Annotated in this window: 19 protein-coding genes and 1 pseudogene; 3 read left to right on the forward strand and 17 right to left on the reverse strand. The window is 63.8% G+C overall.

Going from position 1 to position 17429, the window contains the following annotated elements; all coding sequences use genetic code 11:
* On the forward strand, window positions 1-558 hold a 558-nt coding region (locus tag FS320_RS16530), incomplete at its 5' end, for an alpha/beta hydrolase-fold protein (RefSeq protein ID WP_244627184.1).
* A 60-nt stretch (window positions 559-618) separates the two neighbouring features.
* Here FS320_RS16530 and FS320_RS16535 read toward each other — a convergent pair.
* The 4 genes and pseudogenes from FS320_RS16535 to FS320_RS49780 all read right to left on the reverse strand — a co-directional run bounded on the left by FS320_RS16535 (window position 619) and on the right by FS320_RS49780 (window position 3926).
* A complete protein-coding gene (locus FS320_RS16535) occupies window positions 619-2151 on the reverse strand; it encodes an acyl-CoA carboxylase subunit beta (protein ID WP_152712943.1) in 1533 nt (510 codons plus the stop codon).
* A gap of 138 nt (window positions 2152-2289) precedes the next feature.
* Complete coding sequence (locus tag FS320_RS16540; RefSeq protein WP_152712944.1) at window positions 2290-3072, reverse strand: ATP12 family chaperone protein; 783 nt, start codon at window positions 3070-3072, stop codon at window positions 2290-2292.
* A gap of 17 nt (window positions 3073-3089) precedes the next feature.
* Window positions 3090-3766 (reverse strand): annotated as a pseudogene (locus FS320_RS16545) (HAD-IA family hydrolase).
* Window positions 3767-3800: 34 nt separating this feature from the next.
* Complete coding sequence (locus tag FS320_RS49780; RefSeq protein ID WP_274597182.1) at window positions 3801-3926, reverse strand: hypothetical protein; 126 nt, start codon at window positions 3924-3926, stop codon at window positions 3801-3803.
* Window positions 3927-4096: 170 nt separating this feature from the next.
* Between FS320_RS49780 and FS320_RS16550 the strand changes: the two genes are divergently transcribed.
* Window positions 4097-5602, forward strand: a complete 1506-nt coding sequence (locus FS320_RS16550; protein WP_152712945.1) for a sensor histidine kinase — start codon at window positions 4097-4099, stop codon at window positions 5600-5602.
* Between the two features lie 35 nt (window positions 5603-5637).
* On the opposite strand, the gene ftsH is transcribed toward FS320_RS16550, so the two are convergent.
* Both ftsH and FS320_RS16560 read right to left on the reverse strand, forming a co-directional pair.
* Complete coding sequence (gene ftsH / locus FS320_RS16555; RefSeq protein ID WP_162003030.1) at window positions 5638-7362, reverse strand: ATP-dependent zinc metalloprotease FtsH; 1725 nt, start codon at window positions 7360-7362, stop codon at window positions 5638-5640.
* Window positions 7363-7525: 163 nt separating this feature from the next.
* Complete coding sequence (locus tag FS320_RS16560; RefSeq protein WP_152712947.1) at window positions 7526-7801, reverse strand: GNAT family N-acetyltransferase; 276 nt, start codon at window positions 7799-7801, stop codon at window positions 7526-7528.
* 143 nt (window positions 7802-7944) lie between these two features.
* Here FS320_RS16560 and FS320_RS16565 point away from each other — a divergent pair, with 143 nt between their 5' ends.
* Window positions 7945-8412 (forward strand): 5' nucleotidase, NT5C type, encoded by a 468-nt coding sequence (locus FS320_RS16565; protein WP_152712948.1) that lies wholly within the window; start codon window positions 7945-7947, stop codon window positions 8410-8412.
* Window positions 8413-8423: 11 nt separating this feature from the next.
* Here FS320_RS16565 and FS320_RS16570 read toward each other — a convergent pair whose 3' ends face one another.
* The 11 genes from FS320_RS16570 to rpsM all read right to left on the reverse strand — a co-directional run bounded on the left by FS320_RS16570 (window position 8424) and on the right by rpsM (window position 17404).
* Complete coding sequence (locus FS320_RS16570; protein WP_152712949.1) at window positions 8424-9014, reverse strand: GNAT family N-acetyltransferase; 591 nt, start codon at window positions 9012-9014, stop codon at window positions 8424-8426.
* Between the two features lie 121 nt (window positions 9015-9135).
* The gene (locus FS320_RS16575) at window positions 9136-9597 is read right to left on the reverse strand and encodes a hypothetical protein (RefSeq protein WP_152712950.1); all 462 of its coding nucleotides are present in this window, start codon (window positions 9595-9597) and stop codon (window positions 9136-9138) included.
* A gap of 123 nt (window positions 9598-9720) precedes the next feature.
* Entirely contained in the window at window positions 9721-11013 is a 1293-nt protein-coding gene (locus FS320_RS16580) for an RluA family pseudouridine synthase (protein WP_192926299.1), read from the reverse strand.
* Between the two features lie 43 nt (window positions 11014-11056).
* Entirely contained in the window at window positions 11057-11443 is a 387-nt protein-coding gene (crcB, locus tag FS320_RS16585) for a fluoride efflux transporter CrcB (protein WP_152712951.1), read from the reverse strand.
* A gap of 3 nt (window positions 11444-11446) precedes the next feature.
* On the reverse strand, window positions 11447-12769 hold the full coding sequence (locus FS320_RS16590; protein ID WP_152712952.1) for a replication-associated recombination protein A: 1323 nt from the start codon (window positions 12767-12769) through the stop codon (window positions 11447-11449).
* On the reverse strand, window positions 12766-13212 hold the full coding sequence (locus FS320_RS16595) for a GNAT family N-acetyltransferase (protein WP_162003031.1): 447 nt from the start codon (window positions 13210-13212) through the stop codon (window positions 12766-12768). The genes FS320_RS16590 and FS320_RS16595 overlap by 4 nt, the downstream gene beginning before the upstream one ends.
* On the reverse strand, window positions 13209-14615 hold the full coding sequence (locus tag FS320_RS16600) for a Do family serine endopeptidase (RefSeq protein WP_152712953.1): 1407 nt from the start codon (window positions 14613-14615) through the stop codon (window positions 13209-13211). The genes FS320_RS16595 and FS320_RS16600 overlap by 4 nt, the downstream gene beginning before the upstream one ends.
* 207 nt (window positions 14616-14822) lie before the next feature.
* A complete protein-coding gene (gene rplQ / locus FS320_RS16605; RefSeq protein ID WP_152712954.1) occupies window positions 14823-15245 on the reverse strand; it encodes a 50S ribosomal protein L17 in 423 nt (140 codons plus the stop codon).
* A gap of 124 nt (window positions 15246-15369) precedes the next feature.
* On the reverse strand, window positions 15370-16392 hold the full coding sequence (locus FS320_RS16610) for a DNA-directed RNA polymerase subunit alpha (protein WP_338105373.1): 1023 nt from the start codon (window positions 16390-16392) through the stop codon (window positions 15370-15372).
* 88 nt (window positions 16393-16480) lie between these two features.
* Complete coding sequence (gene rpsK / locus FS320_RS16615) at window positions 16481-16870, reverse strand: 30S ribosomal protein S11 (protein WP_036353018.1); 390 nt, start codon at window positions 16868-16870, stop codon at window positions 16481-16483.
* 165 nt (window positions 16871-17035) lie between these two features.
* Window positions 17036-17404, reverse strand: a complete 369-nt coding sequence (gene rpsM, locus FS320_RS16620; RefSeq protein ID WP_036353015.1) for a 30S ribosomal protein S13 — start codon at window positions 17402-17404, stop codon at window positions 17036-17038.
* Window positions 17405-17429: the final 25 nt, after the last annotated feature.

A 17429-nucleotide genomic window follows, 5' to 3' on the forward strand; every position in this document is an offset into this window, starting at 1 on the left:
GTTGTGCGAAGCCGCCTGGCTGCCGAGCCGAAGCTCGCCAACCGCCGCTACAAGCCACCCGATGCAGACGCGTTGCCGCCAGCCCTCCAGGTCATCGCTCATGCCAAGGAGGTCTCGCATCCAGACAGCTATGGATCTCTGCGCTTCGCCCTCAAGAACCCTGAGATGTTTGCGGCCGTGGCTCTTGTCAGTCCCGCGATCTATGTCCCCGAGCCGCCGGAAACCTCATCGGCCCGCCGTGTCGGTGTCTTTGGCGCTGAGCAATACGATCCCGAGGTCTGGAAGTCGCTGAACTATCCGACCCTGCTCGATGCCTTCCTGGCGAAGAAGATCAGCATGCCGGTCCATTTCAGCTCTGGGGACCACGACGATTTCCAGATCGAATATCACGCCACCAACCTGTACAAGGTCTGGCGCGACAACAAGATTCCGGCGGAACTGCGCATCATCGACGGCGCCCACAATTGGGATGCGTTCAAGCAGCTGCTGCCGGATGCCATGCGCTACGTGTTCCAGACGGTTCGGAGGCCGGAGCTCGTAAACGGAGCGTCGCAGTAAGTGCCTGTTTTGCCAGCAGCAAGGAAAAGCCCCGGTCAGGCAGCCGGGGCTTTTTGATGCCTATAGAGGAATATTATCGTGCTTCTTCCAGGGCCGCTCGCTCTCCTTGTGGCGAAGCATCGCCAGCGCCCGGGCGATCCGTCGCCTTGTCGAATGCGGCATGATCACCTCGTCGATGTAGCCGCGCTCGGCCGCCACGAAGGGCGACATGAAGCGGTCCTCGTATTCCTTCGTGCGCGCCGCGATCTTGTCCGCGTCGCCGATGTCCTGGCGGAAGATGATCTCCACCGCGCCCTTGGCGCCCATCACGGCGATCTGGGCGGTCGGCCAGGCGTAGTTGATGTCGCCGCCGATATGCTTGGACGCCATCACGTCGTAGGCGCCGCCGAAGGCCTTTCGCGTGATGACGGTGACCAGCGGCACGGTGGCTTCCGAATAGGCGAAGAGCAGCTTGGCGCCGTGCTTGATCAGGCCGCCATATTCCTGCGCCGTGCCCGGCAGGAAGCCCGGCACGTCCTCGAAGGTGACGATAGGGATGTTGAAGGCATCGCAGAAGCGCACGAAGCGCGCGGCCTTGCGCGAGGCGTCCGAGTCGAGCACGCCTGCCAGCACCATCGGCTGGTTGGCGACAAACCCCACCGTGCGGCCCTCGACCCGCCCGAACCCGGTGATGATGTTTTTCGCGTACGATTCCTGGATCTCGAAGAAGTCGCCCTCGTCCACGACCTTCAGGATCAGCTCCTTCATGTCGTAGGGTTTGTTCGGGTTGTCCGGGATCAGGGTGTCGAGACTGTCGTCCGTGCGGTTCGGATCGTCGAAGCGCGGGATTTCCGGCACGCCGTCCTGGTTGTTGGCGGGCAGGAAATCGATGAGACGGCGCACCTGCAGCAGCGCCTCGACGTCGTTGTCATAGGCGCCGTCGGCCACCGACGACTTGCTGGTATGGACCTTGGCGCCGCCGAGTTCCTCCGAGGTCACGGACTCGTTGGTGACGGTCTTCACCACGTCGGGGCCGGTGACGAACATGTAGGAGCGGTCGCGCACCATGAAGATGAAGTCGGTCATGGCGGGCGAATAGACGTCGCCGCCGGCGCACGGGCCCATGATCACTGAGATCTGCGGGATCACGCCGGAGGCGATCACGTTGCGCTTGAACACCTCGCCATAGCCGCCGAGCGCCGCCACGCCCTCCTGGATGCGGGCGCCGCCCGCATCGAACAGACCGACGATGGGCGCGCGCATCTTGAGCGCCATGTCCTGGATCTTGATGATCTTCTGGGCGTGCGCCTCGGAGAGCGAGCCGCCGAAGACGGTGAAATCCTTGGCGAAGACGAAGACGGTCCGACCGTTGACCGTGCCCCAGCCGGTGACGACGCCGTCGCCGGGGATCTTGACCTTCTCCATGCCGAAATCTGTGGAGCGGTGCTCGACAAACATGTCGAACTCCTCGAAGGAGCCTTTGTCGAGCAGGAGCTCGATGCGCTCGCGGGCGGTGAGCTTGCCCCGGCCGTGCTGCGCCTCGATGCGCTTTTCGCCACCGCCCAGGCGAGCCTGTGCACGCCGCTCCTCAAGCCGTTCAAGCATGTCTTTCATCGGGAATCCCTGGATGCCGGGGGAATGTTTCCCCTCGCTTAGCACAGCCGTGCGAGGCTCAAAATCCCACTATCGGCTTGGGCCCGGTGTCCTTTCACAGGATTGCCCGAAAAAGGCGGAGCCGGGGTTCACGCCGACTTATTGCTGAGCCAGGCGATAAACGGCAGAGGCCGCCTTGAAATCGGCCTCGCGCCGGCGGCGGCGCTCCATGGCCTCGTGATCCTGGCCCCAGACGCTCTCCTGGTAGAGTTCGTCCACATGGGCGGCGGCCCAGGCCTGGTCTACGTCCATCTGCTGCGCCGCGTGGGCGAGCGCGATCAGGACCGAGCCGGAGAGCGTCGTCATCACGTGCAGGGCGGCGAGAGCGAAGGGAGACCGGACCTGCTCGATGGCGCCGCGGACGGCCGCGACGGCCTCGTCGGGCTGGGTCACATGCATGACGCCCTCGCCCAGAGCGAAGCGGGCGCCGTGAGTATCCTTCGCCCAGTCGAGAACCGGGCTCCAGGCATCGTTCTGGGACTTGGCCAGGCGCTCGGGCTCGCCGGCGCGGTAATAGACCAGATCGGACCCGGCATAGCGGACGAGATCGTCCACGACCTCCGCCTGCCGGGGCGCGACGCCGTCGATGGCGGAATTGACGATGCGGGTAATCGGCATGGTCGTGGGATCGATCTCGCTCCCCTGCCCCTGCCACTCCTCGGCCAGCGCCTCGGCGAGGCCGCGCGAAGGCACGGCCAAGGCCTGCTTGCTTGGCGTCTTGGCGGTGCGCCCGTCCAGGGTCAGAAAGAACAGGCCATCCCGCTCCTCGACGCCGGCTTCCTTGTAGAAGCGCTTGGGCAACGTGGGCTTCATGCCGGCCTGGGCCGCGCGCATGGGGTTCGGTTCCTCTTCCGACGGAAACCAGTCGCGTGAATCTGTCATGGGCGTGACATAGGAGTTCAAGCGGAAATCTTCGAGGGTGCGTCGAGGAATTCCTGCAGCACAGCCTCGAGCTCCGCATAGGAATGCACGATAGGACCTGCTCCCGCCTCCGTCAGAGCGGCCACGGGCTGGAAGCCCCAGGAGACGCCCACCGGCAGCACCCCGGCCGCGCGGGCCATGGCCATGTCGAAGCTCGAACGCCCACCATGACCGTGCCATGGGGGCCAGTACCGGTCTCCCGCATCGCCTGCAGGATCATGCCGGGATGGGGTTTGGAGGGCGCATCGTCGGCGGTCTGGATCACGGAAAAGACGTCATGCCAGCCGTGCCGGTCGAGCAGATGGGCAACGCCGCGCCGGGATTTGCCGGTCGCAATCCCGAGCAGCACATCCTCGCGGTCGTCGAGCCATTCGAGGCAATGCTCGACACCGGGAAAAAGTGGCTCTGCATTCGCCGGATCCTGGCGCAGGGTGAGGAAGGCGTCCTTGTAGGCCTCGACCAAACCTTCAATAGGGCCTCCCGGCCCGACCAGAACCGTGAAGGCCTCCGCCAGAGACAGGCCGACGATGGAGAGCGAACGCTCCCGGCTCGGCGGCTCCAGCCCATGGGCAGCGAACGCCATCTGCTGGGCGGCGATGATGATGTTCTGGCTGTCGACCAGCGTGCCGTCGACATCGAAGAGAACGAGCTTCAAGGGTCTTCCCCAGTCAGATGGAGACGTCCGTGGCTTAGCTCTGCGGCTTGTCGGCGTGGCAGAACTGCGGCGTGTTCATATTCCAATTGCCGCACTTGTCGCAGGCCGTTGCAAGCAGGCCGAGACCGATGGCGGCGGTGACACGAATGATGCGTTTCATACAGGAGCCCCCTTATGGGCGGGCACCTTATTCAATAATCCATGCCGCTGCCAGAAGGCGTCTCCAGGAAACAAACCTCCGCACCCGGTTTTTTCCTGCTGGCGTTCTATATCCATGCCTAGACCAAGAGCGGGATAGGGTTTGTCCAGAAAATGGGCCAAGAAGAATAAATGATGACGACCGAGCCCATGGACAGGGACGCTCTGCCGAACAGACTTGCGGAACTGGAACGCGAGAATCGCGAGCTGCGGGCACGGCTCCATGAGCAAGGCTCCGGCCGCATCGCCAGCCGTTCATCCGATTACGCCAGTGAGTTACAGCTCAAACAAATCGCCGATCATCTACCGGCTCTCATTGCCTATGTGGATGCCGATCAGCGCTACCGCTTCAACAACATGGCCTATGAGCACTGGATCGGGCAGACGCCGGAAAACCTGTACGGGGTTCATCTGAGGGATGCCGTCGGCGCACCCGCTTATGAACGGGTAAGGCCCTATATCGAGGCCGCCCTGGCCGGCGAACGTACAGACCATGAATGGTGGGCGCCCTTTCCCTCGGGCATTCGCTACGTGAAATCGGAGTACATTCCAGACCGCAGAAGCGATGGCCGCGTCGCGGGATTCTACGTGCTGGCAGCCGATCTCACCGAAACCAAGCGGTCGCAGGCGGCCTTGGCCGAAAGCGAGGCTCGTCTGCGCCTCGCCATCGACGCCGGGCGCATGGCCGTCTGGGAAGTCGGAACGGCCACGGACACATTGACGGTTTCACCGGAGTTGAAACGGCTGCTCGGTCTTCCCCCGGATGCAACCCTGTCTACGGACGACATCAGGGCTCGCTACTATCCCGGCGAACGTGAGCGCCTTCGAGCCACTGTCGCGGAGGCCCTCTCTCGCGGGGATCGACATGTGGAGACCGAATTGCGGGTGGTCTGGCCTGACGGCTCCCAGCACTGGCTCCTGCTGCGGGCGGAGATGCAGGACGTCAAGGACGGCATACCGACCAGAACCTTGGGCGTGGCGCTCGACATTACGGAGATGAAGAGGGCCGAGGAGCACCAGCAGCTTCTCATCAACGAGCTCAATCATCGTGTGAAGAACACCCTTGCGACCGTTCAATCCATTGCCTCCCAGAGCCTGCGCAATGCAGGGACAGCGAGCGAGGTCCGCGATGCAGTCGAGGGCCGTCTGTTTGCCCTCTCCCGCGCCCATGACGTGCTGACCCGCGAGAACTGGGACGGGGCCTATCTGCGCGAAGTCATTCAGGAAGCCATCGCGCCCTTCCAAGGCCCTGGGCACAGCCGTTTCGATCTTCACGGTCAGGATGTGCGCCTGCCGCCCCGCATCGCCCTTGCCATCGCCATGGCGCTCCAGGAACTCGGCACCAATGCGGTCAAATACGGTGCCCTGTCCAACCCAACGGGACGTATCGCGATCAGCTGGTCGATCACGAAGCAGGCTGGCGGAATGAAGCTGGAACTGATCTGGAAGGAGAAGGGTGGTCCTCCTGTCGTCGAACCGAGCCGCAGGGGGTTCGGCACGCGCCTGATCGAGCGCAGCCTTGCTCAGGAGCTCAACGGGGATGTCACCATCGCCTTCGCGCCGACCGGCGTCGTCTGTACGATCCATGCGCCGCTTGACGACAATGGTGACATGAACCAGGAAGCTGTCAGCACCTGAAGGTCGAAGCGGGAATCTGACATCTGGCCGCCGGTTCAGGCGGCCAGTCTCGTCTCCTGCTTCGCGACGATCTGGCGGACTTCATCGCCTTCGATGGTCTCATGCTCCAGAAGCGCCTTGGTTAAGGCATCGAGCGCATCGCGGTTGTCCTCGATGCAGGTCTTGGCCGCCGCATACATCTCGTCGATGATGCGGCGGATTTCCTGCTCGACCTCACGCGGGAGGCTATCGCCCGAGCGCGCCACGCGAACCATGCCGATGGCCGGGCTCATGCCCCATTCAGTGACCATCTTGGTCACGATGTTGGTGGCGTGAGCGATGTCGCTGGCGGCCCCGGTCGTGACCTTCTTGGGGCCGAACACGACCTCTTCGGCCGCCCGGCCGCCCATGGCGACGATCAGGTCCGCCTCGAGCTTCTCAACCGGAATGCAGAACCGGTCGTGATCGGGCAGCCGCATCACGAGGCCGAGCGCCTGGCCATGGGGGATGATGGTGGCGCTGTGCACCTTGTCGGAGGCCGGCAGCAGGCAGGCGCAGAGCGCGTGGCCCGCCTCGTGGACAGCCACCAGCCTGCGCTCCTCGTCCGAGATCACGAGGGAGCGCCGCTCGAGACCCATGATGATCTTGTTGCGGGCCGCCTCGAGATGGTCCCGCGTGACCGCTTCGCCACCCTCGCGAGCCGCGAAGATCGCGGCCTCGTTCAGGAGATTGCCAAGATCGGCGCCCGAGAAGCCGGGCGTGCCCTTGGCGATGGAGGCGAGACTCACACCTTCCGCGAGCTTGATGTTGCGGGCATGAACGTTGAGGATCGCCTCACGGCCTCCGATATCGGGCAGCCCGATATGGACCTGACGGTCGAAGCGGCCAGGGCGCAGGAGAGCCGGATCGAGCACGTCGACGCGGTTCGTGGCGCCGATGACGATCACGCCGGCGGTGGTGTTGAAGCCATCCATCTCGACCAGGAGCTGGTTCAGCGTCGACTCGAACTCACGATCGGCTGCCGATCCGCCGCCCCCGCGTTTGCGACCGATGGCGTCGATCTCGTCGATGAAGATCAGGCAAGGCGCCTTCTTCCGGGCCTGCTCGAAGAGCTTGGACACACGACCCTTGGCAATGCCGATCAGAGGCGCCGAGAAGTCGCTGCCTGACACGGCCATGAAGGAGACCCCCGCCTCACCGGCCAGCGCCTTGGCGATGAGCGTCTTGCCCGTTCCGGGTGGTCCGACCATCAGGAGGCCGCGGGGGATGCGGGCTCCCACCTTCTTGAAGGCATCGGAATCGCGCAGGAATGCGATGACCTCCTGCAGCTCGGCCTTGGCCTCTTCCTGGCCGGCGACATCGTCGAAGCGGTTGGGAATGCTCCGGATCACACGAGGCCAGCGCGAGGTCGGCTTGAAATCGGTCTGGATCGCCAGCATCACGAGCACGGCCCCCACGAGGACGAGCGGCACCAGAATGCTGGCCAGATGGGCTGCATCGAAGCCGGGCTTCTTGAAATCGACCTCTGCCCCGGATGCCGTGATCCGCTCGATGTAATCGGCACTCACGAGACCATTGGGCATGCGCACTAGAACGTTCCTGTCCGCCATCGAGACGGAGAGGCCGCCGCTCTCGATCAGGACCTTCTGGACCTTTTTGTCAGCCAATTGCCGGGTGAACTCGGAATAGGTGATCTCGACAGCAGGCTCTGCGAGCAGGCGGGGACCGATGAACACGGCGGCCGCAATGACTAGGGCAAGGATGGCGGCTGAAACAGCCACGCTCTTCTTGGTCAGAACCCTTCTAGCTTTTTCGAGAACGTTGGTCACAGGCGGCGCCCCCATAGCGCAGTATGAAGTTTTTTGGAGGAGCCGCTGTTTAGTCTATTTTGACGCAGATCGCAGTACGGCGAATGGGCACACCCACCGAACGGGGAGGATCCGCTCAGTTCAGAAGATCGCTGTATTCCTTGTGACGGCGGATCCAGGCCCAGGCATAACCGCAAAGTGGCGTGATCGACCGCCCTTCCGATCGTGCGATCTCGGCCACGCCGCGCATCAGGTCGCCTGCGGCGCCAGTGCCGCGCAGGGGGATGGCAGCCTCCACATGCCGGATCACGAGATCGGACCCGCGCCGTTCATAATTGGCGAAAGCGATCTGCCCGTCTCGTTCCAGTTCGAATCGATGGCGGGCGACGTTGTCGCGAACAGTGCTGCTCATGCTTCAACTCACCTTATGGAACCTGTCAGAGACCAACGTGATTCGGCCGACGGCGTTCCGGGAGCGGCAAAGCTTGGGGTACAGGCAGGAACAATGCCGAACGATGGCTGGTTTCGGACTGGGATGATCGAAAGAGGTTGGGCATGCCGGCTGTGTTCCTGGACTGCGACGGTGTCCTGGCCGACTTCGACAAAGGCGCGGCCCAAATCTTCGGCATGCCTCCGGTCGAATACGAACGCCGGTTCGGCCTAAAACGCTTCTGGTCGGAGATTGCTGCCACCCCGGACTTCTTCAACACCCTTGAACCGCTCCCCGATGCCATGGACCTGTTCGAGGCCGTTCGCCACCTCAACCCTGTCATTCTGACGGGTCTGCCCCGCGGGAATTGGGCTGAGCCACAGAAGCGACGCTGGGCCGAGCGGCATTTTCCCGGCGTCGAGGTGATCACCACCACGGCCGCCCTGAAGCGCGAACATTGCCGTCCCGGAGATGCCTTGGTCGACGATCGCGAGAAGTATCGCCAACTCTGGGAAGGAGCAGGCGGCATCTTCATCCACCATCGCAATGCAGCCGCCTCGATCGAGCGGCTGCGGGAACACGGCTTTATCTGAGCCTCACATCCTCAAGCCGAAGCCAGCCGGGGCTCGAGTCTCGCCTTCATCGCAGGCCATTCCTCCCGGACAATGCTGTAGACCGCCGTGTCGCGGATATGCCCGTCGGGCATGATCATGTGCTGACGCAGGATGCCGTCGAGCTTGGCGCCCAGGCGCTCGACGGCGGCACGGGATTGGTCGTTGCGGGCATGCGTGCGGATTTCGACGGCAAGGCAGCCCAGGACCTCGAAGGCATGCCGCAGCATGAGGAACTTCGCGTGCGTGTTGACGAAAGTCCGCTGCCAGGACGTTGCGATCCAGGTGGTGCCGATCTCGGCCCGGCGATTGGCGACATCGATATTCATGTAGCGTGTCGAGCCGACAACCCGATTGCCGTCGTTGACCACCGTTGCGAAAGGGAGAGCGAGACCTGCAGCCTGAAGCTCCAGGGCCTTCTGCACGTAAGCCTCGAACTCTTCGGGCCGGGGCACCGTCGTGGTCTTCTTCTCCCACAACTCGCCATCGCTGGCGGCGACGCCCAGAGCCGGCACATCGGCGAGGCTCAACGGACGCAAGGTCAATCGGTCGGTGGAGAGGGTGACGGGCTCGATGTGCAGCATGGAGAAAGTGCCTTTTGCGGTCTGCCGCTTTGTCCCCGATTCAGGGACGGCCTGCAATGGCCAAGGCACCGTCAGGAGGCTTCGAAGCCTCCTGACGTGGTTGTTTTTCGTTCGATAGCGCTCAGCTCAGCAGGTAGACGAGGCCCGGCAGACTCACGGCCAGGGCCGCCAGAACCCAGGCGCCGACGGCCGATTGCCAGGCGACGTTGCCTGTCGCGTTCCGCAATCTCTGAGCACAGGTCACGGCCTCCATCGTGCGTCCGCTCAGGCATGAGCAAAGGGCATAATGGGCCTGACCGTCCGACAGCGCGAAGTACCGCATGGCATCGCCGAGCCGGTCGCTCGCCAGTCCGTCCGCACGCAGGACGGGGTCGTCATACGCGACCGTGAGCGGCGAGTTGTCCTCGCGGACCAGGGCGCGCTCTGCCGGCGGCTTGTACTCGATTTCACCAAGGGAGTTCAGGCGGCGTTTGGGATCCCGTTCGAGCAGGTCGATCCAACGCTGAAGTCGTTCCTCGCGAGACAGGGGTCTCGGTTGAACGTCGGCTACGCTACGGAGCTGATCAAGAGGCTTGTGTTCCATCGATCTCCTCCTTGCCTGGAGCATCGGACCCAAAAGTGGACATCACTTCTGAGATCCACCCGATGCTGCTCGCCATGCGCGGCGAAAGTACGACAGGGAGAAGGATCGAAGGAGGTAGGAAAGCTACTCTTCAGGTGCCTCCACAATGGGATCGTAGCGGCTTGTATCGAGCCCGAGCAGGTTGAAGCTCTGCTGCATATGAGGTGGCAGCGGCGCGGTGACGTCGATGGGCTTCCCGGTCCGAGGATGGGCGATGACGATGCGGCGCGCCAGGAGATGCAGCTTGTTTTGGATGCCGCCGGGCAGCTCCCAGTTCTCGATGTCGAAATATTTCGGATCGCCGACGATGGGATGACCGATATGGGCAGCATGGGCGCGCAGCTGGTGCGTGCGTCCCGTGACGGGTTTCAGCGACAGCCAGGCAAGCTTCTGCGCGGCCGTATCGACCACGGCGTAATAGGTCAGCGCATGGCTTGCACCCTCGTCGCCATGCTGGGCGACGCGCATGCGGGAATCGCCCTCATCGCCTTCCTTGGCGAGGTAAGTCGACACCCTGCCCTGTCGGACACGCGGCACGCCGGCGACGAGCGCCCAATAGATCTTGCGCGTGGTGCGCGCGCGGAAGGATTTCGCCATGGTGGACGCGGCAAAGCGTGTCTTGGCGATGACGAGGCAGCCCGCCGTGTCCTTGTCGAGGCGGTGCACGAGACGCGGCTTCTGTCCCTCGTCGTCCTTGAGCGCCTCGAGCAATCCGTCGACATGCCGCTTGGTGCCCGATCCGCCCTGGACGGCGAGCCCCATCGGCTTGTTGATGATGAGAACGTCTTTGTCTTCATAGAGCGTGATCGACTTCAGGAACTCGCGGTTGTCCTGGTCCTTGGCCGCATTGCGGGAAATCGGCCGCTGCTGATCGAGCTTCAAGGGCGGAATGCGAACCTTCTGGCCGGCCGCCAGCCGGTCATTCGGCTGCGCCCGCTTGCCATCGATGCGCAGCTCGCCTTTACGGACGATGCGCTGAATGTGGGTGAAGGCGAGCTGCGGGAAACGGGCGACCAGGAAACGGTCGACGCGCATGTCGGTCTCATCGGGCTCGACCACGAGGGTCTGCACGCCCGTTGCCAGGACTTCCTGGGCGGCCGCCTTGGCCTGAGCCCGTGTCGGCTGGCGCGGAGCCTCCGCGGTCGCGGGCTTTGCCTGCTTCGGCCGCGCAGCCGGCTTCTCGCGCAAAGCCGATGCCGCGCGCGTTTTGCCCGCAGCCGATTTCAACCCGCCCTGCTTCGCCGACGGAGCCTTGGCCGACGGAGCCTTGGTCGATGAAGCCTTGCGTGCCGGCTTGTCCTCGCGCGAGCGAAAACCCTGCCGGGCACCCGAGCGCCCGCCGCGGGCGCCATTCTGTCCTGAACCGCTTTTTCTCATGAATCTGTGGGTACCAGAGCGCCGCGCAGGCGGCAATCGAGGTTTAGGCCGGGATCGTCCGGGCCAAGCCGAGACCAGCGACCAATCCGGCGATGGAGAGAAGGACCGAAGCGGCCACATAGGTCGCGGCAAGCCCGTTCTGCCCTCGTTCCCAGATCAGCACGGCATCGAGGGAAAAAGCCGAGAAGGTGGTGAACCCGCCGAGAATTCCGGTGGTGAGGAAGAGCCGCAAGGGCTGGCTCCACCCCTCGCCCGCCTTGAAGGCAAGCCATCCGGCAAGAGCTCCCATGATGAAGGAGCCGAGGATATTCACCGTGAGCGTCCCCCACGGAAACGCCGTTCCGCACACCCGAGCGCAGCCGACATTCACCCCATGCCGGAGCGCGCCGCCGATTCCGGCGCCCAGGAAGACAAGGAGATAGGATTTCATGGATTATTCCTGCTCGTCCTCGCCCTGCCGATCACGCCGTAGCCTCTCCCACCAGTCGAGCCGCTTCTTGATCTCCCGCTCGAAGCCGCGATCCACCGGATCGTAGAATTCCCGCCGCCCCAGCTTCTCGGGCCAGTAATCCTGACCGGAAAAGGCGTCCGGCTCGTCGTGGTCGTAGCGATAGCTCTCGCCGTAGCCGATCTGCTTCATGAGCTTGGTCGGGGCGTTCAGGATGGTCTTGGGCGGCATGAGGGAGCCGTGCTCCTTCGCCACCCGCGTGGCGGCCTTGTAGGCGGTGTAGAGCGCGTTGGATTTCGGCGCGGTGGCGAGATAGACCGCGGCCTGCGCCAGCGCCAGTTCCCCTTCCGGCGACCCGAGAAAATCGAAGGCGTCCTTCGCCGCATTGGCGATGACCAGCGCCTGCGGATCGGCCATGCCGATATCCTCCACCGCCGCCCGCACCAGCCGGCGGGCGATGAAGAGCCGGTCCTCGCCCGCGTCGAGCATGCGGGCGAGGTAATAGAGCGCCGCGTCCGGATCGGACCCGCGGATGGTTTTATGCAGGGCGGAGATGAGGTTGTAATGCCCCTCCTGCCCCTTGTCGTAGATCGGCGCGCGGCGCTGGATGATCTCCTGCAGCTGCTCCGCGTCAAAAACCTCACCGCGCTTCGCTGAGCGCCAGACCTCTTCGGCGAGCGTCAGCACCGCACGTCCATCGCCGTCCGCCATGCGCACGAGGGACGCCCTCGCCTCCTCGTCGAGCGGCAGGCTTTTTCCCGTGACCTCCTCGGCGCGAGCCAGGATCTGCCCGATGGCCGGCTCGTCGAGTGACTTGAAGAGCAGCACGCGGGCACGTGAGAGAAGCGCGGCATTCAACTCGAAGGACGGATTCTCTGTGGTCGCGCCTACGAGAGTGATGGTGCCGTCTTCCATGACCGGCAGGAAGGCGTCGAGCTGGGCGCGATTGAAGCGATGGATCTCGTCGACGAAAAGCAGCGTGCCCTTGCCGATCGAGCGGCGTTGGTGGGCCGCCTCAAAAACCTTCTTGAGATCCGCCACGCCTGAGAAGATCGCCGAGATCTGCTCGAAGTGAAGATCCGTCTCATGGGCGAGCAGGCGCGCGACGGTGGTCTTGCCGGTGCCGGGCGGGCCCCAGAAGATCAGGGACCCTAAGGTCTTGGATGCGATGAGCCGGCTCAGGATGCCGTCCGTCCCGACGAGGTGGTCCTGGCCGACCACTTCGGACAGTGTGGTCGGCCGCATCCTGTCCGCCAGCGGACGAGGCGCATTCTGGTCGAGACCGGCGGATGAAAACAGGTCGCTCATGGTTCTCCAGAGCTCAAGCGCGCATAGACCTCAGGGTCCAGCCGCATCATGAGTCTTTCAGGATTTTCAGGGGTTTGAAACCCGAAAGGCTCATAAAGCTTGTGGGCATCCCGCGTCATCAGCATCCAGCGCCGGAGCAGCTGGAGGTCCGGATGCTCCACGACCGCCTGGATCAGGGCCTTCCCGGCCCCTTGTCTCCTCACCGACGGGCAGACGAAGACATCGCATAGGTAAGCAAAGGTCGCCCGATCGGTCACGACCCGGGCGAAGCCGCGGAGATCACCGGCGGCATCGCGCAGGCCGAAACACAGGGAATTCCCGACGGAGCGCTCGAAAATGCCCCGCGGCAACCCCTTCGCCCAGTAGCTCTCAGCCGAAATCCAGCGATAGGCGGTCTCGATGTCCCTCGGCGACAGCTCGTTCGAGATGCTCCAGGCGCTCACCGACCGAGCACCGTCGTGAAGATCCGTCCGCCTCGGCTGACGGTGATCTCCCAGTAGCCGCTGTTCCGGTCGATGACGCGTTCCGCGTCCTTGGTGGACGCGAGGCGTTCGCCGTTGATGGCCACGATCTGATCGCCCTTCTCGAAGCCGACATTGGCAGCGACGCTGCGCTCGTCGAGGTCCGCAACCACCACCCCGTCATCCGCAATCTCGATCTGCAGCTCGTCGGCGACGGCAGGAGACATGTTCACGAGCGTCGCGCCGGCGAACGGCGTCCGGGTCCGGCCCCGCACCGGCTCCCGCGAGGGGTTCTCCGGCGGGGGCATCAGCCTGACCTGGATGGTCGTCTGCTTGCCGCCCCGGAGCACAGTGAGAGGAGCCTGTCCCTGCGTTCCCTTCAGGGTAAAGCGATAGCCGAAGGAATCCGGATTATCGACCGACTGTCCGTCGACCGACAGGATCGCATCGCCCCGCTTGAGTCCGGCTTCTGCGGCCGGTCCCTTGTCGTAGACGGAGGTCACCAGAACGCCGGTCGGGCGCTCCAGGCCCAGGCCGTTGGCGATATCGCCATCCACGGGCTGGAGGCGCGCGCCGAGCCAGGGCCGGACCACATTCTTTGCACCGCCCCTGGCCGAGTTCAGCACCACCCGGACCATGCTCGAGGGAACGGCAAAGCCGATGCCGATGCTGCCTCCGGAGCGTGAATAGATCGCCGTGTTGATGCCGACCACGCGGCCGTTCATGTCGATGAGCGCGCCGCCCGAATTGCCCGGATTGATGGCGGCATCGGTCTGGATGAAGAACTGATAGTCGGAGATGCCCACCTGGGTGCGGGCCAGGGCCGAAACGATGCCTTGGGTCACCGTCTGCCCGACACCGAAGGGATTGCCGATGGCAAGCACGAGGTCGCCGACCTGCAGAGCCTCGGAATCGCCCAGTTCGACGGCCTGAAGGTTCGTGGCGTCCTTGAGCTTCAGCACGGCGATGTCGGTGCGTGGATCGCGCAGCAGGATGTCAGCCGCGAACTCGCGCCGATCGGCGAGTGCGACCTTCACCTCGTTCATGTTCTCGATGACGTGGTTGTTCGTGATCACGAGGCCGGACGGGTCGACGATGACGCCGGAGCCGAGGGAGCTCTGGGAACGTCCCCGGGGAACGCCCGGCGCATTGTCGCCGAAGAAGCGCCGGAAATACTCTTCCATGCCGGTGTTCTGCCGACGCTCCGAGCGGGTGGCATAGACGTTCACGACGGATCCCGCCGTCTGGCGCACGACGGGCGCGAAGGAGAGCTGGACCTGCGCCTTGCTGTCCGGGGCGACGCGCTGGGTCTGAGCCTGCGCCCCCGCCACTCCGAGAGCCAATAGGACAGCGGACAGTGACAGGCGAAACGGCGAAAAGCGCATAGCGGGCGAATCCTTTGTTCAGCGACGTCTTTCGATAAAACGCAGAACCCGAAATACCAAGTTCCGCAGCGTTAGCGCGTCGCTCGGAAATGTGGATCCGGTTTTCCGCGAAGGACGATGCGTCCCATAGGAAAAGGAGCATCGGACCGTTGCAAACAAAAAGGGCGGCCCGAAGACCGCCCTTGATCAAATCCCGGAGCCGAGAGATTACTCGGCTGCCTCGACGAGCTCGTCCTTCATGGTCGGGCCCGAATCCCGACCGCGCGCATCCACGTCGCGATCCACGAACTCGATCACGGCCAGCGGAGCGTTGTCACCGTAGCGGAAACCGGCCTTGAGGACGCGGGTATAGCCACCCTGGCGGTCCTGGTAGCGGGCACCGAGCACCTCGAAGAGCTTCTTGACCATGGCTTCGTCGCGAAGCTTGGACATGGCCTGGCGGCGGGCATGCAGGTCACCGCGCTTGCCGAGGGTGATCAGCTTCTCGACGATCGGACGCAGGTCCTTCGCCTTCGGCAGAGTCGTGACGATCTGCTCGTGCTTGATCAGCGCAGCCGCCATGTTGGCGAACATTGCTTTGCGGTGTTCGGTCGTGCGGTTGAAGCGACGACCACTGAATCCGTGACGCATTGGCTTTCTCCTTGATTTTACGGCCGCCGTGCCAAGGTACGGCCGTCTCTCTTATGATCCCCGCCCTGTTGACGGGTGGGCAGATTAGAAGCCGCCTTCCGAGTGAAAGGCGGCCTCAACAAACTCAATAGTGCTCTTCGAAGCGCTTCGCGAGGTCTTCGATGTTCTCCGGCGGCCAGCCCGGCACGTCCATGCCGAGGTGCAGGCCCATGCCGGCGAGAACTTCCTTGATCTCGTTGAGCGACTTGCGGCCGAAGTTCGGGGTGCGGAGCATTTCCGCCTCGGACTTCTGGATGAGGTCGCCGATATAGACGATGTTGTCGTTCTTCAGACAGTTGGCCGAACGGACCGACAGCTCGAGCTCGTCCACCTTCTTGAGGAGCGCCGGATTGAACGGCAGCTGCGGTGCGGCAGCGGCAGCCTCTTCCTTGCGCGGCTCTTCGAAGTTGACGAAGACCTGGAGCTGATCCTGCAGAATGCGGGCGGCATAAGCCACGGCATCCTCAGGCGTCACGGCGCCGTTGGTCTCGACCGTCATAATCAGCTTGTCGTAGTCGAGAATCTGGCCCTCACGGGTGTTCTCGATGCGATAGGAGACCTTCTTCACCGGGCTGTAGAGCGAGTCGACCGGGATGAGGCCGATCGGGGCGTCCTCGGTGCGGTTGCGCTCGGCGGGTACGTAGCCCTTGCCGGTGTCGACCGTGAACTCCATGCGGATCTCGGCGCCCTCGTCGAGGGTGCAGAGCACGAGCTCGGGGTTCAGGATCTGCACGTCGCCGACCGTGTTGATGTCGCCAGCAGTGACGGCGCCGGGGCCTGTCTTGCGGAGCGTCATGCGCTTCGCGCCCTCGCCCTGCATCTTGATGGCGATCGTCTTCACGTTGAGGACGATGTCGGTCACGTCCTCGCGGACGCCCGGGATGGACGAGAACTCGTGCAGCACGCCGTCGATATGGACCGCCGTCACTGCCGCGCCCTGGAGCGACGACAGGAGGACCCGGCGCAGCGAGTTGCCGAGCGTCGTACCGAAGCCACGCTCGAGCGGCTCCGCAACCACCGTCGCAATGCGCTTCGGATCGTCGCCGGGGGCGACTTCAAGCTTGTTCGGCTTAATCAGCTCTTGCCAGTTCTTTTGGATCACAACCACACCTCATGAGGTACGGCTTGAAGGGAGGTTTTGGACCAGCCCTTTAAACCGGAACGCGCGTGGGTGGAGACCCACGCGCAGGATAACCTTAGACGCGGCGACGCTTGCGCGGGCGGCAGCCATTGTGCGGGATCGGCGTCACGTCACGGATCGAGGTGACGGTGAAGCCGGCCGACTGGAGGGCGCGCAGAGCCGACTCACGACCGGAGCCGGGACCGGACACCTCGACCTCGAGGGTACGCATGCCGTGCTCGGAAGCCTTGCGGGCCGCATCTTCAGCGGCGATCTGCGCCGCATACGGGGTCGACTTACGCGAACCCTTGAAACCCATGGCGCCGGCCGAAGACCAGGAGATCGTGTTGCCCTGGGCGTCGGTGATGGTGATCATGGTGTTATTGAACGAGGCGTTCACATGCGCCACGCCGGAAACGATGTTCTTGCGTTCGCGGCGGCGGACGCGGGTAGCTTCTTTAGCCATTCCAAAGATCCTTCAAGCGCGCCCGTCGTTCCAGGCGCTCGGGAGTTTCAACTTTCGTCATGGCCGGGTTTGATCCGGCCATCGCATTCAAATTCTGGCGCCTGACTCGGCACGAGATCCCCGGATCAGGCCCGGGAATGATCTTGGGCGGCAGGCCGCCCTACATCACTTCTTCTTGCCGGCGATCGGCTTCGACTTGCCCTTGCGGGTGCGGGCATTCGTGTGGGTGCGCTGACCGCGGACCGGGAGGCTGCGGCGGTGGCGCAGGCCACGGTAAGCGGCGAGATCCATGAGGCGCTTGATGTTCATGGACACTTCGCGGCGCAGATCGCCTTCCACGATGTAGTCGCGGTCGATCGTCTCGCGGATGGCCAGAACCTCGGCATCGGTCAGCTGGTTCACGCGGCGCTCGGCCGGGATGTTGACCTTCTCGACGATCTCCTGAGCCTTCTTGGGCCCAATGCCGTGAATATACTGAAGCGCGATCACAACGCGCTTGGCAGTCGGAATGTTGACGCCTGCAATACGGGCCATCGTCCATCTCCATGTAGGAAGCAGA

It is taken from the genome of Microvirga tunisiensis (assembly GCF_009296175.1).
In the GTDB taxonomy this organism is placed as follows: domain Bacteria; phylum Pseudomonadota; class Alphaproteobacteria; order Rhizobiales; family Beijerinckiaceae; genus Microvirga; species Microvirga tunisiensis.

Excerpts from the sequence above, each read along its gene's own strand:
- FS320_RS16535 (WP_152712943.1), bottom strand. The coding sequence starts at position 2,151 with ATGAAAGACATGCTTGAACGGCTTGAGGAGCGGCGTGCACAGGCTCGC.
- FS320_RS16540 (WP_152712944.1), bottom strand. The coding sequence starts at position 3,072 with ATGACAGATTCACGCGACTGGTTTCCGTCGGAAGAGGAACCGAACCCC.
- FS320_RS49780 (WP_274597182.1), bottom strand. The coding sequence starts at position 3,926 with ATGAAACGCATCATTCGTGTCACCGCCGCCATCGGTCTCGGCCTGCTT.
- FS320_RS16550 (WP_152712945.1), top strand. The coding sequence starts at position 4,097 with ATGATGACGACCGAGCCCATGGACAGGGACGCTCTGCCGAACAGACTT.
- FS320_RS16560 (WP_152712947.1), bottom strand. The coding sequence starts at position 7,801 with ATGAGCAGCACTGTTCGCGACAACGTCGCCCGCCATCGATTCGAACTG.
- FS320_RS16565 (WP_152712948.1), top strand. The coding sequence starts at position 7,945 with ATGCCGGCTGTGTTCCTGGACTGCGACGGTGTCCTGGCCGACTTCGAC.
- FS320_RS16570 (WP_152712949.1), bottom strand. The coding sequence starts at position 9,014 with ATGCTGCACATCGAGCCCGTCACCCTCTCCACCGACCGATTGACCTTG.
- FS320_RS16575 (WP_152712950.1), bottom strand. The coding sequence starts at position 9,597 with ATGGAACACAAGCCTCTTGATCAGCTCCGTAGCGTAGCCGACGTTCAA.
- FS320_RS16580 (WP_192926299.1), bottom strand. The coding sequence starts at position 11,013 with ATGAGAAAAAGCGGTTCAGGACAGAATGGCGCCCGCGGCGGGCGCTCG.
- crcB (WP_152712951.1), bottom strand. The coding sequence starts at position 11,443 with ATGAAATCCTATCTCCTTGTCTTCCTGGGCGCCGGAATCGGCGGCGCG.
- FS320_RS16590 (WP_152712952.1), bottom strand. The coding sequence starts at position 12,769 with ATGAGCGACCTGTTTTCATCCGCCGGTCTCGACCAGAATGCGCCTCGT.
- FS320_RS16600 (WP_152712953.1), bottom strand. The coding sequence starts at position 14,615 with ATGCGCTTTTCGCCGTTTCGCCTGTCACTGTCCGCTGTCCTATTGGCT.
- rplQ (WP_152712954.1), bottom strand. The coding sequence starts at position 15,245 with ATGCGTCACGGATTCAGTGGTCGTCGCTTCAACCGCACGACCGAACAC.
- rpsK (WP_036353018.1), bottom strand. The coding sequence starts at position 16,870 with ATGGCTAAAGAAGCTACCCGCGTCCGCCGCCGCGAACGCAAGAACATC.
- rpsM (WP_036353015.1), bottom strand. The coding sequence starts at position 17,404 with ATGGCCCGTATTGCAGGCGTCAACATTCCGACTGCCAAGCGCGTTGTG.